The sequence below is a fragment of the Desulfosalsimonas sp. genome, from assembly GCF_046483245.1.
GTDB lineage: Bacteria > Desulfobacterota > Desulfobacteria > Desulfobacterales > Desulfosalsimonadaceae > Desulfosalsimonas.
In genome coordinates this window covers 17,420-31,664 of the sequence record NZ_JAWODO010000062.1, presented here as the reverse complement: position 1 = coordinate 31,664, position 14,245 = coordinate 17,420, and the positions used below count along the sequence as shown (strand labels likewise).

The following is a 14,245-nucleotide window of genomic DNA, read 5'->3' as shown; positions in this document are numbered from 1 at the left end:
ACATAACAAAGCCAAAAAGGGCCGGTGAAATTCACCGGCCTTTTTTTGTTGATTCACCCCCCAAAAAATGATACATGTGATTCTTTAGGAATAAACTTTGCATAACCCTTGGTGAAAACTATGGCTGAAAAAGCACAATCCCAAAAAGACCTGAGCAAGCAATTTGAAGTCGGTGACCTGGCCGTCTATCCGGCCCACGGCGTCGGGCGCATTGAATCCATTGAAAGCCGGGTTATCAACGGCGACACCCATGATTTCTATATCATGAAAATCATTGACAACGGAATGGTGATCATGATTCCCACCAGCAACGTGGATTCGGTGGGCCTGCGAACAGTTATGGACAAAAATCAAATCCCGGATATTTACGCCGTGCTTACGGAGAAAAAAGACGATTTGCAGGACAACCAGACATGGAACCGCCGGTACAAGGAATACATGGATAAGCTGAAAACCGGCTCGCCTTTTGATGTGGCCGCCGTGTTCCGGGACCTTTACATGCTCAAACTTTCCAAGGATTTATCATTCGGGGAGCGCAAACTGCTGGATACGGCCAGAACCCTTCTGATGCGGGAAATCTGCACCGCCAAAAATCAGGAGGAAAGCCAGGTCTGGACTGAGATCGAATCGCTTTTTGACAATAACGGAAACGGCAGCAAACCGGCTGAATGACCCGTTCTGATGGGCCACACGTCACCCTTGTTGCCGGCGCTGATCAGGCCGGATTGCGCCTGGACCAGTTCGTGACATCCATGGTTCCCGGATGCTCCAGAAACACTGCGGCAAACTGGATCAAAAAGCAGCAGGTCCTTGTCGGTGGCGCCGTCAAAAAACCGGGATACCGGGTAAATGCCGGGGATATTGTTTCCGTGCCGCCCCGGGTACCTGAATCGATTTCCGCCATTGCCGGCCGGCCCATCACCCCCGAACCCCTTGCCCTGGATCTGCTCTATGTTGATACTCATATCGTTGTGATCAATAAACCACCCGGCATGGTCGTGCACCCGGCTGCCGGCAACCTCACCGGCACCATTGCCCACGGGCTGGCATTTCATTTCCCGGAAATCCAAAACATCGGCTCCGAACCTTCCCGGCCCGGCATTGTCCACAGGCTGGACAAAGACACTTCGGGTATCCTGGTGGCTGCTCGCACCCAGGCGGCATGGACGTCATTGACCCGCCAGTTTCAACAACGGACTGTAGAAAAAACCTATAATGCGTTTGTGCTCGGAAACCCTGAAAAGGACTGCGGGCGGATCACTCTGCCCGTTTTCCGGCACCCCGGGGACCGAAAAAAAATGGCTGCGGCCCAAAACCCGGACCTGCCCTCCAGGCATGCGGAAACCCGCTGGCTTGTTGTGCAGCGATTTGCAGGAGCGTCCAGACTTGAATGCCAAATCCGGACCGGCCGCACCCACCAAATCCGTGTGCACCTTGCAGCAATCGGCCATCCGGTAATTGGCGATGCCGTATACGGCTGCCGCCGCGCCGGAAAGGCTTGCCGCAGTTTCCCGGACCTGAAAAGAATCTACCATCAAAGCTTTCGCCAGATGCTTCATGCCAGACACATTGTTTTGAACCACCCTCAAAGCGGCCGGATTTTGCGCATGACCGCTCCCCTACCCGATGATATGCTCCGGCTGCAAAAAGCCATGGAAAAAGACATCAGTGGCTGACAGCGGCAAATGACCTTATCCATCGGGTGCCTTTGAATACTTTTTAACAGCCAGGGTACAGCGCCGGCTTTGCTTGTCAAACGTCATCACGATCTCTTCATCGGGTTTCTTCTCCGAAGCCAATTGCCCATAGCGCTGCTTGATGCGCTGCCCAAAGGCTTCACGATTTTCCGAATCCGGATTTTCTCCCAAACTTTCAAGCTTTTCCTGCTGAATCTCCCAGAGCCGGTCCACAGAATAGATACGTCTTTTGTCATTCGCGGTCCTGTCCTGACGGTTGTTTTCAGATCCTTTGCCCTCTGTCGGCCGAAAATGCCCGGACTGGCGCTTGCGCGCGGCCTCGGCATTATCCCATAATTGCCCCCAGGCACGGCTTAAATGGTACACTTTCCATTGCAGATTATCCAGGAGGGTTTCCAGATACCGATTGGAAATTTCCGGATCAATGCGCATATTTTGTATTCTTTCAATGAATTCCTGATGGCGGGGATGCGGCTTGTTGTCCCGGTCAGCAAGATAGGCCCGAATTTTGGCATCCATTTCCTCGGCTTCGCGGACAAGGGCACGCAGCCGGGCTTCCATGTCCCTTCTTTGCTGGGCAACATCGACTGCCATATCTCCTCCTTTTCTCAATGCCCGTGACAAAGTATGCGTAGCTAGTGGCTGAACGAAAACCCTGTTCAGCTAAACCCGAATATCGAAATCCGAAATCCGAAACAAATACGAATATCGAATGTTCAAATGATAAAAACCAACAGCTTAAAACAGGATGTTTCTGTCATTGATGCATTTAGGCTTTTGGTCATTGTTTCGGATTTCGAGCTTCGGATTTCGGTTTTCCTGAACGAAAACCTGGTTTTCGTTCAGGCACTAGCTATTCAGCCCCCTCATCGGATAAGGCTGTATTATTTCATTAACAAGGTTTCAGGATTTTGTAAACCGGATCAGACAGCGCCCGGAGAACGCAAAAAAGCCGTTGCGGAAACAATCATCCAGCCAACGGCTTTTGTTTAAGATAAAATTGAAAAGCAGTCAGATCATGCCGCATTGATTGAGTTATCAGGGTCATAACACAAACGGCAACAGTTTAAACACCGACCGGCTTCTTCCAGGGCATCCGGTTCTGCCAGGACAAGATCTGCCTCAATAAAGCTGTGAATGCGTTCCTGGACCGGCAGCTCCGGCATTGGTTTTCTCTTGGTTTTGCCCACCCCTGGCACGGATGTAAAGATTGATTCCGGAATGTGCCGCTGGGACAGAAGGGCGCGATCCTGGGCGGTTACCGGCTTTCCCTTTAAAAACAGATCAATGCCTCTGGCCGCCCTTCGGCCCCCGCCAATGGCGTCCACCACGAGCGCCGGGCCCGTGGCCCCGTCGCCTGCGGCAAAAATATAAGGCACATTGGACTGGCAGGTATCGGGATTCACATCAATGGTATCCCACCGGGTGAGGTTGAGCTCCTCCATGCGAGTGCCGGGCGTTCGGAATGCCGTATCCGGAGACTGGCCGATGGCGGTGATAATGGTATCCACATCAAGCACGGTCTCAGAGCCTTCAACCGGCACCGGGCGTCTGCGGCCGCTTGCATCCGGTTCGCCAAGTTCCATCTGAAGGTATTCCAGGCCTGCAACACTGCCGTTTTCATCCTCGATCACCTTATTGGGTGCGGCAAGAAAAACAAATTCCACTCCCTCGTGTTCCGCGGCCACAATTTCAACGTCATTGGCCGGCATTTCCTTCCGGGTTCGGCGGTAGACCAGATAGACTTTTTCAACGCCCATGCGGATCAGGGTCCGCACGCAGTCAATGGCCGTATTGCCGCCGCCAATGACTGCGGCCCGTTTTCCGATATCCACCTTTTCCTGGTTGCCGATGCTGGACAAAAAGTTAATGCCCGTGAAACAACCCGTTAAATTTTCTCCGGGTATTTTAAGCTTGTAGTCCTTCCATGCGCCCACACCCATGAAAATGGCGTCAAAACCGCCGCCAACAAGGGAACCCAGGTCAAAATCCAGGCCCATTTTCACGTTTGTATGATGGTCAATGCCAAGATTTAAAATCCCCTCGATCTCCCAGTCCAGGACCGCCTTGGGCAGGCGGTATTCCGGGATGCCATAGCGAAGCATACCGCCGAGTTTGGGCATGGCTTCGAATATGGTCACGCTGTGACCCACCCGGCGGAGAAAATAGGCACAGCTCAAACCCGCCGGCCCCCCGCCCACAACAGCCACCCGCTTGCCCGTATCCGGAGCCTTGGATATGGGAAGACGTTTGCCGGAATTCATTTCCATGTCCGCGGCAAAGCGCTTGAGTTGGTTGATGGACACGGATTCTTCGTCTTCGATGGAACGTCTGCAGTATTCCTCACAGGGATGCGGGCAAACCCGGCCGCAGGCCAGCAGCAGAGGATTGCGCTCCCGGATGGTATCCACCGCAGAGTCATATTCGCCTTCCCGAATATGCGTGACATATCTGGGAATGTCAATTTCTGCCGGGCAGGTCTGCTGGCAGGGAGCCAGCGCGTCATCCTCGGTGTTGAGATGAAGCAGTCGCTGGGACATGGTCCGCACTTCAATAATGGACTTTGGGCAGACCCGTTCACAGGCCCCGCATCCCACGCATTTGTCCTTATCCACGATGGGATAACCATTGGGACCGATGCAGAGCGCGTCAAATTTGCAGGCATTGACGCAATCACCAAAGCCCAGGCATCCGATCTGGCAGTCTCTCTTGCCCCCGTAAAGGGCACTGACCGCACTGCATTGGTTCAGCCCCTGGTAAACAAAACGATCCGTGGCCCGGTGTCCACCCTGGCAGTTGTTATAGGATTTCAAGGGTTCGGCCGTGCCCGCTTCTGATCCCATAATGGCGGCAATGGCGGAAACATTTTCCGGCCCGACGAGAATACAGACGTTTGGCGGGGCTTCTCCGTTGACCACCGCCACGGCTGCAGACGAACATCCCGCATACCCGCATCCGCCGCAGTTGGCGCCGGCAAGAAGGCCCTCTACCTTGGCGATCCGCGGATCTTCATACACATAAAACACCTTGGAGGCCACACTAAGGGCCACCCCACAGACGCCGCCAAGGCCCAATGTAAAAAGTATTGCTTCTATCACTGCAATCCCCTTTGATTCGTTTCCGGAATTTGATTGATCAATACAGGCAGCCGCGTTTTTCCTATACCAGCCCCCGGAACCCGATAAAGGCCAGCGCCAGCATCCCCGCGGTCACAAGCCCGATGGAGGTATCCTGCAGGGCCCTGGGTACCCGGCCGAGAATCACCCGCTCACGTACACCGGCAAACAGAACAAGCGCAAGGCCAAAACCAATTGCATAGGAAATTGACGAGGTCAGTGCCTGGAGAAAGTTGTACTCTTCCTTGATATTGATCAGACAAACACCCATTACCGCGCAATTGGTAGTGATCAGCGGCAGAAAGATCCCCAGGCCGGCATACAGGGCGGGAATGCTTTTTTTGAGAAACATCTCCACAAACTGGACCAGGGACGCGATCACCAGGATAAAGGCAATGGTGCGCAGAAATTCAATTTCCAGGGTTTTGAGGAAATACGTATCAATGGTCCAGGTAATAATGGCGGCCAGGGTCATAACAAAAACCACTGCGCCGGCCATGCCTGTGGCGGTTTCCATTTTCTTGGAAGTGCCGATAAAAGGGCAGATCCCCAGATATTGCGCCAAAACGATGTTGTTGATAAGGATGCTGCTGATAATCAGGACTGTATAATCGCCCATAATGCTTCTCCCGTGCCCGGCTGCCGCCCGGATTTTGAATCCCGGCCGGCATAGCTGTGTTCAATCGATCTTCCCAATAAGCCCCTTCCGGATGGACCCGGACGAACCTTTATTTCTTGCCTATGATATTCATAATGCACAACAACAAGCCCAGGCAAATAAATGCGCCCGGCGCCTCCACCATAAAGGCAAAGGGCTCAAAGGATGACGGAAACACCTGGGTGCCCATCAATTCGCCTGTGCCAAGGCCTTCCCGGACAGCACTGATCACGGTCAAAGAAAGGGTAAATCCAAGCCCGATGCCAAGACCGTCTGCAAGAGAAGGAACAAGTCCGTTTTTGGAGGCAAACGCCTCGGACCGCCCCAGAACGATACAGTTGACCACAATGAGGGGGATAAAAATCCCGAGGTTTAGAAACAGCTGATACGCATAGGCCTGCATCATCAATTCCACCACTGTCACAAACGTGGCAATGATAATGATAAAACAGGCAATCCGAATCTTTGAGGGAATCACGCCGCTTAAAATGGAGACCAGCATGTTGGCGCACACCAGCACGAACGTGGTTGCCACTCCCATACCGATACCGTTTTCAACTGATTTGGTCACCGCCAGTGTGGGACACAGACCGAGCACCAGCCGAAACGGCGGGATTTCCTCCCACAAACCCTTTACAAATTCCTGCCCGATGGTTTTCGCCATGATCTATTCGCTCCTAGCCGGTAAAGTTTTTCACCTGGTCTCTGATTTGGGATTTGACCTGCTCGTATATGTCACCGGCCCTGGTCACCGCCTTGCAAGCCGCCCGAGAGGTAACCGTTGCACCGGACATGGCCGTAATCTCGCCCCCGTCATCTTTGACCTTGTGATCCCCGATGATGGGCTTGCCGCTGAATTCCTTCTTGAAGTCCTCGTTTGTCTCGATGGTCGCCCCGATGCCGGGGGTTTCATTGTGCGTTGTCACGCTGATACCCATAATTTCATCGGTTTCCACGTCAACAGCAACCATCACCCCCATATCCCCGCCATACCCGCCGGCTGAAGTCTCAAATGCCACGGCCCTGGGATTGCCGTCATAAATGCCCACAAAGAAATTTTTTTCCTCGTCGCCCACGGTCAGTGAAAAACGGTCCGACACCGGATCATTGCCGGCGTCCTTGAGGATATCTTCAATGGCCGGACCTTGAACAAATTTCAAAACCTGATTGTCGATGCGCTCCTCGGTCGTCGTTTTCAAGGCCCCGAGCAGTCCGCCCGAAATGCTGCTTAACACGACCAGCACAACCACCATTTTAACCATTTCACGCATGATGCATAACCCTTCCCGTGGCTTTGGGTCTGATTTTATCAATAAGCGGATGAACCAGATTGATGATCAAAATTGCGTATATGACCCCGTCAACATGGGCCCCCTCATTTCGGATCAGCACGGTGAGCACACCGCCAAGGCCCCCATAAATCAGCATGGGGATAAAATGAACCGGTGAGGAGGAATCCTCTGTGGCCAGAAAAAATGCGCCCATCAAGGTAAAACCGGTGAGCAGGTGGACCCCGGGTCCGGCATAAACCTCCGGGTTGTAAAGATTAAAGCAAAGCGCTGAAACCAAAACACCCGCAAGAAAAGAAACCGCTATCTCCCAGCGGATAAAGCCCCGGATCATCAGATAGATTCCGCCAATAAGAAGACCGAGACCGAAAGTAGCACCAATTCCCCCGGTTTGCCGCCCGAGAAGCAGGTCGGTCAGAGAAAAGGCCTCAACCCCGGCGGGACCATAGGCTTTCATGAGCACAAGGGGATAGGCAGCGGGAAAGTCAAAGGAATAATCCACCAGGGCGGCATTGAAATCTAAATAAATAGGCCAGGAAATCATCAGGATGGCATAAGCCACGACCACAGGATTAAAGGGATTGCCACCAAGGCCCCCATAGATCTGTTTGCCGATCACCACGCCCACAAAGGTACCGGTAATCACAACCCACCATGGAATCACGGCCGGCAACAGCATCCCGAAAAGAAGGCCGATCAGGGCTGCGTTTCCGTCCCCGATGGAAACCGGCCTGCGCGTGACCCGGTTCATGAGGTATTCCCAGGCCATGGCCGAACCCACCGACAAGGTCAAAACCCCTAGGGCGGGCATCCCGTAACGAAGCAAACCGGCGATCACGGCCAACAGGGTTGCGGCCATGATATGATACTGCTTGGTGCTTATTCTGCTGCCGTCATGCCAGAACGGGGCATAGGAAACAGTCAGCTTCTTTGGATCAGGCATTCTCTTCCTCCGCTGCTTTCAGGCGTTGCACCGCATGTTTGGCCAGTGCAATAAACTGTAGTATGGGTATCTGGGATTCGCACACATAAGCGCATAAACCGCATTCTATACAGGCAAACAGGCTGGCGTTTTCCGCGGCCTGCTCATATTCACCGGCATCCAGATACCGGACCAGTTCGTTGACCGGAATATTGACCGGACATACCCTGACGCAGCTGCCGCAGTTGGTGCAGGGAATATCGGAAAATTCCGGAACCTCGGAATGATCCTGAATCATAAGGATGTCAGTGTCCGGCGTGATCGGCTGCTCCAGGGAAAAAACCGCATGACCGGTCATGGGACCGCCGAGAACCACCCGGTCCCCGGCCTCCACGCTCTGGCGGACGGCCTCAAGAATGTCGGAAACATGGGTCCCGACCGGAGCCTTGATCAACTGTCGTGAACCGTCCTTTCTTATAACGGTAAGCAGTTTGTCCACCGGCAATTCCCCGGTCTGAAGGGCCGCACCCACCGCAACCGCAGCCTCTGCCGTAAAAAAGGCCACCTCGGTGTTCCTTTCCTGCTTTGCTTCCAGGGCCATACGGATCATGTCCGTGCTGCCGGCCGGGTACTGCAAATCCACTGTTTTGATTCCGGCGCCGGAGGAACCGGCCACCTGCACCATGTGCGGGTAGACCACAAGCTGGATATTCTGGATGCCGGTAAGCTTTCTCAATGCATCAATTCCGCTTTTAACCCCGGCAATGTTGGTTCCGATCACATATTGCTGGGTAACTGCCGTCAGGTCCTGCTCTGTACCCATAACCGCAATGGTTTTAACCGGTCTGTCAGACTGGTTGAAAACGGCGAAGTCCGGCCTGCCGGGAATATCCCTGAGAAACCGGTTTGCCTCGGAAAGGCCTGCGGATTTGGAAACCTCTTTGAACCCGGTATCCCGGCCATAATCCCCCGATCCCTCCAAGGCAATGACCACTGCGGTCATCTGTCTTTCCATAATCCCCAAAAACGGCTCCACGGATTCGATTTTGCCGGCTACGGGACTAATGGCGCAGGGTACGGGATTGTTTTCAAACAATTGCAGCCGCTGACCCTGCTGTACGGCGTCACCGGATTTGAGCAAAACGCCGCTGGTTTTTTCCATGGGCGCATCCATCAAAAGGGTGATCCGTTTTGCAGGCCTGACAGTCATGGGCTCGGCAGGCGCCTCTTCGATAACCTCGTAGGTCAGCCGGGGTGCTGAAATTCCGATAAATGAGCGCTTGATCATGGATCTACCTTTGCTTGGTTGGACTTATTGTAATGAGCCGATCGTTTTTGCCGTGCCCGCTTTGTCCTAGTAGGCATGACAGCCCGTACAGTCGTCTCTGAGCGGCCCCTGCCCGGCGTCTTCATGGCAGCCGGTGCACTGGTCGTGATAAGCATCTGCGCGTTTGCGGGCTCCGTGACAATCATTGCAGTTTTCCGTTGTGGGTCCCGCACCGAAATCCTGATGGCATCCAATGCACTGCTGATGGTAGGAATCGCTCAGGCTCGGCATGTACTCATCACCGGTTTCCATGTGGCAGGCATCGCAGTTCTGAGGCTCAGACCCGCTGTCCGGATCATACATGTGATGGCAGTCCGTGCACGACAGGCCGTAATACTCGCTGTGGGCCTCGTGGTCAAACAGGCCGTCCTGCCCGAAAGCCGGAACCTGCTCGCTTTCCTCCTCATGACAGGAGCCGCAGGTATCATAGCCGTTTTCCCCGTCATGGGAAATCTCGTGGTGGCAGTCAAAACAATCCTGCCCGTAGTCTTCAGTGTGCTCCATATGCGAAAACAAAACGTTTTCACCCGTACATTCATACATCACACGCACGGGTTCCTCCGAGGATTTCGACGGCAGTGCGGCATAGACGACAATGCCGACAACAAGGCAGACCAGCGCAATGACATAGGCAATTTTGCGTTCATTATTCTCAAACATAACCTGCTGTTTCCTTTCACGGAGCATGCTTTACAAGTCAAACCCGGCACATCCAGTCACCTGATGAAATAGGTTCTGCCTTGCCTTATGGATCGCCGAATAAATTCCAGGTTTTCAAATTATTGCCTCTATTACGTGACGATCCATTTGTCAAGAATTTTAAATTCCGGACAGCCGGAAAGCGCTGCGCACAGCCTGTTGTGGTTAATCGGCCTTGCGCCTCAGAAACGTGGGTACGTCAAGCATGTCCATGTCAAAATAGTCATCCATGCTGTTAACCGCCTTTTTTTTCTGGTTGTCCCGGCCTGCCTGCTTTTCTTCGGCCTTCTGCTGCTTGACCCGCCAGAAGGTGGGCTGGTTCAGATTTTTTTCGTATTCCCGGTCTTCGGAGGTATAATCGCGGACCACGCCTCTCTTGACGTCTTTTAGCTGGCGCACGGACTTTTTGGGCAGATGTATCTCCGAATCATCCATGCTTCCGATTCCCGTGGCAATAACGGTAATGCGCATCTCATCTTCCAGACTGTCGTCCATGGCCGTACCCCAGATGATTTCCACGTCATCATCGCCGATTTCATTGTAAATCCGCTCCGAGGCCTCGATGGCCTCTTCCATGGTCAGCTCAGAGTTGCAGGTGATGTTCATGAGCACACCCTTGGCCCCGGAAATGGAATTGTCCTCCAGAAGCGGATGGGAAATGGCCTTTTCCGCAGCTTCAATGGCCCTGTTATCGCCTGTGGAAATCCCGATGCCCATGATGGCCATGCCGGACTTGGACATGATGGTCTTGACATCGGCAAAATCGAGGTTGATCAGGCCGGGATGCATGATCAGATCCGTGATGCCCTTAACCGAATGGTGCAGAATTTCATCGGCCATCCGGAACATGTCAATGAGGGTGGCGTTTTTCTTGGCCAGGCCCCGCAGCCGGTCGTTGGGAATGGTGATAACAGTGTCGGCCACCTCCTTTAGCTGGGCAATTCCCTCTTCTGCCTGCTTGCTGCGCTTTCTGGCCTCGAACTTAAACGGCTTGGTGACCACCGCCACGGTCAGAGCCCCGAGTTCCTTGCAGATCTCTGCGATCACCGGAGCCGCTCCCGTTCCGGTTCCCCCGCCAAGACCGGCGGCAATAAAAACCATGTGGCTGTCGCTTAAGGCCTCACGCAGCAGATCTGCAGACTCCAGTGCAGCATTGCGGCCCACCGACGGATCGGCCCCGGCGCCGAGTCCCTCGGTGAGCGCCTCGCCGAGCTGAATCTTGGTGTTGGCCTTGGCATGGGCCAGCGCCTGGGCATCGGTGTTGGCCACGATGAATTTGACCCCGTTTAGCTGGGAGTCGATCATGTTGTTGACAGCGTTGCCCCCGGCGCCGCCAACGCCGATGACCTTGATTTTTGCGGAATTTTCATTGTCGAGATAGGTAAAATCCATTGTCGACCTCCTGTATTCGTCGTCTGTTGATCGTCTGTTGTTTATTTATTGATTTCAAATCCCGGCAATTCCGGATTTTCTACAGCACCTCTTTAAACCACCGCTTCATCCGGTTCATGATCCGGTGGAAAATATTGGTATCCCGGATGCGGAATTTTTTTCGTTCCTCGTCCTTGGCCCCGTAAAGCACCAGCCCCACACCCGTGGCATACATGGGATTGTTGACCACATCCACAAGCCCGCTGATGCCATGAGGGGCACCCAGGCGCACCGGGACTTCAAAAACCGACTCGGCAATTTCGCCAATGCCGTCAAGAAGCGATGCGCCTCCGGTGAGCACGATACCCGAGGCGATTTCCTCCTTCATGTTCGCCCGGTGGATTTCCCTGCGAATCAGGGCAAAAATTTCCTCCACCCGGGGCTCTAGAATCTCGGCCAGGATCTGCCGGGGCAGTTTCCGTCCCTGCCGGCCACCGACATTGGGCAGATCAATGGTTTCGTCGCTTTTAATCTTGTCGGCCACACAGGTGCCATGTTCCTTTTTAACGCGCTCGGCTTCGGCCATGGGCACCCGAAGCCCCACGGAAATATCATTGGTCATGTTGTTTCCGCCAAGGGACAGGACAAAAGTATGCCGGATGGTGTTTCCGGAAAAAACGGCCAAATCCGTTGTGCCGCCACCCAAATCGATTAATCCGGTCCCAACCTCCCGTTCCTCGGGGTTGAGGACGGATTCACACGAGGCAATGGGTTCGAGAATGATGTCACAAACGTCCAGACCCGCCTGATTTGCGCATTTGACAATGTTCTGGGCCGAGGTCACCGCGCCGGTGACAATGTGGATCCGGGCCTCCAGGCGCACACCGGCCATGCCCACGGGGTTCTGGATTCCGGCTTCGCCGTCGATGATAAACTCCTGGGGAAGCACGTGAATGACCTCCCGGTCCATGGGAATGGCCACGGCACGGGCCGCCTCGATCACCCTGTTGACATCGGCCTGGGTGATCTCGTTGCCCTTGATGGCAATGACCCCGTGGCTGTTAAAGCCCGTGATATGACCGCCGGCAATGCCGGCATAAACCGATGAAATCTCGCAGCCCGCCATGAGTTCGGCATCCTGGACCGCCTTTTTAATCGAGTCCACCGTGGAATCGATATTGACAACCACGCCTTTGCGCAGGCCGATGGACGGATGGGTGCCGATACCGATAATGTTGACCTTGCCGCCGGAAACCTCGGCCACCACTGCACAAATCTTGGTCGTGCCGATGTCCAGCCCCACGACGAGCTCTTCTTGTTCCTTCAATTTATGCCTCCTCCTTCTGGCCTATGGTTTGGCTTTGTTTGTCCGCAGCGGGCCTGGCCACAATCCGGTCCGGGTTGCGCAGGTCCATTTTTTCAAATTCAACAGACGGCTCCTTGTTTTCCAGGTAAACAAGCACCTTTTCCAGCCGTCTGAGCTTTTGTCCGTAATTGCCGTAACCCAGCCGGACCTGCTTTACTGGCAGATCCCGGATCTGCAGCACCAGACCCAGATCCCGGTCCACCTGGATTTGCTCAATGCTTCGGGTGTTAAAAACACTGTGGCCTTTCCTGTCCAGCCCCAATACGGCCATTACCGAGGACACAACCGGCGCCCGGCCAACCTCAAGGCGCTGCCAATCCGCGTAATTAAGACCCTTTATTATCGGGAGATCCGAAAATGCCCCTTTGGCGGCCTCCCTGAAAATTTCGCCTTTTGGGTTGATCATAAATGTCTTGCCCAGGTCAATGCGCGCCACCGGCTCGTGCTCCCGAATCCGGATGATGATGGATTCCGGAACCTGCCTTCTGACCTCGGCCCCGATAACCCAGTCCAGGGCCATGAGCCTGCGGCGCGCGGTGCTCAGGTTCACGGAAAAAATATTAACCCCGTTTTCAATTCCGGCGGCCTGCTTTACCCGTTGCTCAGAAAGGCGCCGGATGCCGTGCACCTCGACGGTTTCGGCACGAAAATAATCGCTCTGGGTGGCCCAGTCATAACCAAAGACAAAAACCAGGCTCATGACAATAATGGCAACCGCCCCGGCCAAAACCCGAAACAGGGTCCAAAGCCAGTTGCTCCCCTTGGGTGCTGAACGCGCCCGGACTTTTTTGTATCGGTTTTCCCGGATGTTGGGCTGAACGGTCTTTTTGCCGGCCATGATCTTTTATTCCCCCACAATCCGAATTTCCGGCTCCAGGCAAACCCGGAACCGATCCGCAACACCTTTTTGAACCAGCCGGATGAGTTCCAGAATATCTGCCGCAGAGGCATTTTTCTCATTTATGATGAAATTGGCGTGCACCGCTGATATCCGGGCGCCGCCAACGGCCATCCCCCTGAGCCCGGCCTGGTCAATGAGCCGGCCGGCGGCCATGTCCGCGGACGGGTTTTTAAACACGCATCCGGCCGAAAACCCTTTTGGCTGGGTTTCCCAGCGGCGGCTGAGCATTGTTTCAAATTCAGCCGCCGGATCGGTTTCATCTGCCGGGGCCAGTACAAAACGCCCGGAAAGCACAATGAATAGCTGATCACCGCCGTCCCCGGCCGGCTGCCATGACAGGCGCCGGTATTTGAAAATCAACTGATCCCTGTCCAGAGTGTGCACGCGGTCGGGCGGTTCAAGGACATCAATGCCCTCCAACACAGACTCCACAGCCCCCTGACGGGTCCCGGCATTCATTAAAATGGCGCCGCCCACGCTGCCCGGAATGCCGGCGGCAAAATGCAGCCCCGTATAGTTGTTATCAATTGCATACCGGCAAAGAGCACTTAAACGGACTGCGGCACCGGCTTCCACCACGGTCTTTTCCGGGCCTTTGTACAGTATTTGAATTTGATCAAACCCCCTGCCCGGACAGATCACCACTCCCCGGATTCCGCGGTCTTTGACCAGCAGGTTGGTGCCGCCGCCCAGCACCATCCACGGGACCCCGGCCGCCCGGACAACGGCCAGCAGATCCATAAGCTCCGCCCGATCCTTCGGGGTCACCAGGGCATCGGCCGGTCCTCCCACACGAAACGAGGTATGCCGGTCCATGGGTGCGTCAAATTGCACCCTTGATCCGAACCTGTCGGTGAGCTTTTTTTTCAGATCCGGGGTCATAAGGTTCATAAAATCTT

Annotated in this window: 15 protein-coding genes; 3 read left to right on the top strand and 12 right to left on the bottom strand. The window is 54.4% G+C overall.

Annotated features, from left to right (window positions below; all coding sequences use genetic code 11):
- Positions 1 to 120: 120 nt before the first annotated feature.
- Positions 121 to 672 (top strand): CarD family transcriptional regulator, encoded by a 552-nt coding sequence (locus R6U41_RS06190; RefSeq protein WP_410268962.1) that lies wholly within the window; start codon positions 121 to 123, stop codon positions 670 to 672.
- A complete protein-coding gene (locus R6U41_RS06185; protein WP_410268961.1) occupies positions 669 to 1,676 on the top strand; it encodes an RluA family pseudouridine synthase in 1,008 nt (335 codons plus the stop codon). The genes R6U41_RS06190 and R6U41_RS06185 overlap by 4 nt, the downstream gene beginning before the upstream one ends.
- 15 nt (positions 1,677 to 1,691) lie before the next feature.
- Here R6U41_RS06185 and R6U41_RS06180 read toward each other — a convergent pair whose 3' ends face one another.
- On the bottom strand, positions 1,692 to 2,291 hold the full coding sequence (locus R6U41_RS06180; RefSeq protein WP_410268960.1) for a hypothetical protein: 600 nt from the start codon (positions 2,289 to 2,291) through the stop codon (positions 1,692 to 1,694).
- A gap of 126 nt (positions 2,292 to 2,417) precedes the next feature.
- Between R6U41_RS06180 and R6U41_RS06175 the strand changes: the two genes are divergently transcribed.
- The gene (locus R6U41_RS06175) at positions 2,418 to 2,690 is read left to right on the top strand and encodes a hypothetical protein (protein WP_410268959.1); all 273 of its coding nucleotides are present in this window, start codon (positions 2,418 to 2,420) and stop codon (positions 2,688 to 2,690) included.
- 23 nt (positions 2,691 to 2,713) lie between these two features.
- Here the strand turns inward: R6U41_RS06175 and R6U41_RS06170 are convergent, their stop codons facing one another.
- The 11 genes from R6U41_RS06170 to murB all read right to left on the bottom strand — a co-directional run bounded on the left by R6U41_RS06170 (position 2,714) and on the right by murB (position 14,237).
- Positions 2,714 to 4,795 carry an FAD-dependent oxidoreductase gene (locus tag R6U41_RS06170; protein ID WP_410268958.1) on the bottom strand — a complete coding sequence of 694 codons (2,082 nt, stop codon included), beginning with the start codon at positions 4,793 to 4,795 and terminating at the stop codon, positions 2,714 to 2,716.
- A 61-nt stretch (positions 4,796 to 4,856) separates the two neighbouring features.
- Complete coding sequence (gene rsxA / locus R6U41_RS06165; RefSeq protein ID WP_410268957.1) at positions 4,857 to 5,432, bottom strand: electron transport complex subunit RsxA; 576 nt, start codon at positions 5,430 to 5,432, stop codon at positions 4,857 to 4,859.
- A 109-nt stretch (positions 5,433 to 5,541) separates the two neighbouring features.
- Positions 5,542 to 6,135 (bottom strand): electron transport complex subunit RsxE, encoded by a 594-nt coding sequence (gene rsxE, locus R6U41_RS06160; protein ID WP_410268956.1) that lies wholly within the window; start codon positions 6,133 to 6,135, stop codon positions 5,542 to 5,544.
- A gap of 13 nt (positions 6,136 to 6,148) precedes the next feature.
- A complete protein-coding gene (gene rnfG, locus R6U41_RS06155) occupies positions 6,149 to 6,742 on the bottom strand; it encodes an RnfABCDGE type electron transport complex subunit G (RefSeq protein WP_410268955.1) in 594 nt (197 codons plus the stop codon).
- Positions 6,735 to 7,703, bottom strand: a complete 969-nt coding sequence (locus R6U41_RS06150; protein WP_410268954.1) for an RnfABCDGE type electron transport complex subunit D — start codon at positions 7,701 to 7,703, stop codon at positions 6,735 to 6,737. The genes rnfG and R6U41_RS06150 overlap by 8 nt, the downstream gene beginning before the upstream one ends.
- On the bottom strand, positions 7,696 to 8,970 hold the full coding sequence (locus R6U41_RS06145) for a 4Fe-4S dicluster domain-containing protein (RefSeq protein ID WP_410268953.1): 1,275 nt from the start codon (positions 8,968 to 8,970) through the stop codon (positions 7,696 to 7,698). The genes R6U41_RS06150 and R6U41_RS06145 overlap by 8 nt, the downstream gene beginning before the upstream one ends.
- A gap of 66 nt (positions 8,971 to 9,036) precedes the next feature.
- Positions 9,037 to 9,669 (bottom strand): cytochrome c3 family protein, encoded by a 633-nt coding sequence (locus R6U41_RS06140; protein ID WP_410268952.1) that lies wholly within the window; start codon positions 9,667 to 9,669, stop codon positions 9,037 to 9,039.
- Between the two features lie 204 nt (positions 9,670 to 9,873).
- Entirely contained in the window at positions 9,874 to 11,100 is a 1,227-nt protein-coding gene (gene ftsZ / locus R6U41_RS06135) for a cell division protein FtsZ (RefSeq protein ID WP_410268951.1), read from the bottom strand.
- A 79-nt stretch (positions 11,101 to 11,179) separates the two neighbouring features.
- Positions 11,180 to 12,406, bottom strand: coding sequence for a cell division protein FtsA (gene ftsA / locus R6U41_RS06130; RefSeq protein ID WP_410268950.1), 1,227 nt, complete (start codon positions 12,404 to 12,406; stop codon positions 11,180 to 11,182).
- A 1-nt stretch (position 12,407) separates the two neighbouring features.
- Entirely contained in the window at positions 12,408 to 13,283 is an 876-nt protein-coding gene (locus R6U41_RS06125; protein WP_410268949.1) for a cell division protein FtsQ/DivIB, read from the bottom strand.
- 6 nt (positions 13,284 to 13,289) lie between these two features.
- Positions 13,290 to 14,237: a UDP-N-acetylmuramate dehydrogenase gene (gene murB, locus R6U41_RS06120; RefSeq protein ID WP_410268948.1), complete on the bottom strand. Its 948-nt coding sequence runs from the start codon at positions 14,235 to 14,237 to the stop codon at positions 13,290 to 13,292.
- Positions 14,238 to 14,245: the final 8 nt, after the last annotated feature.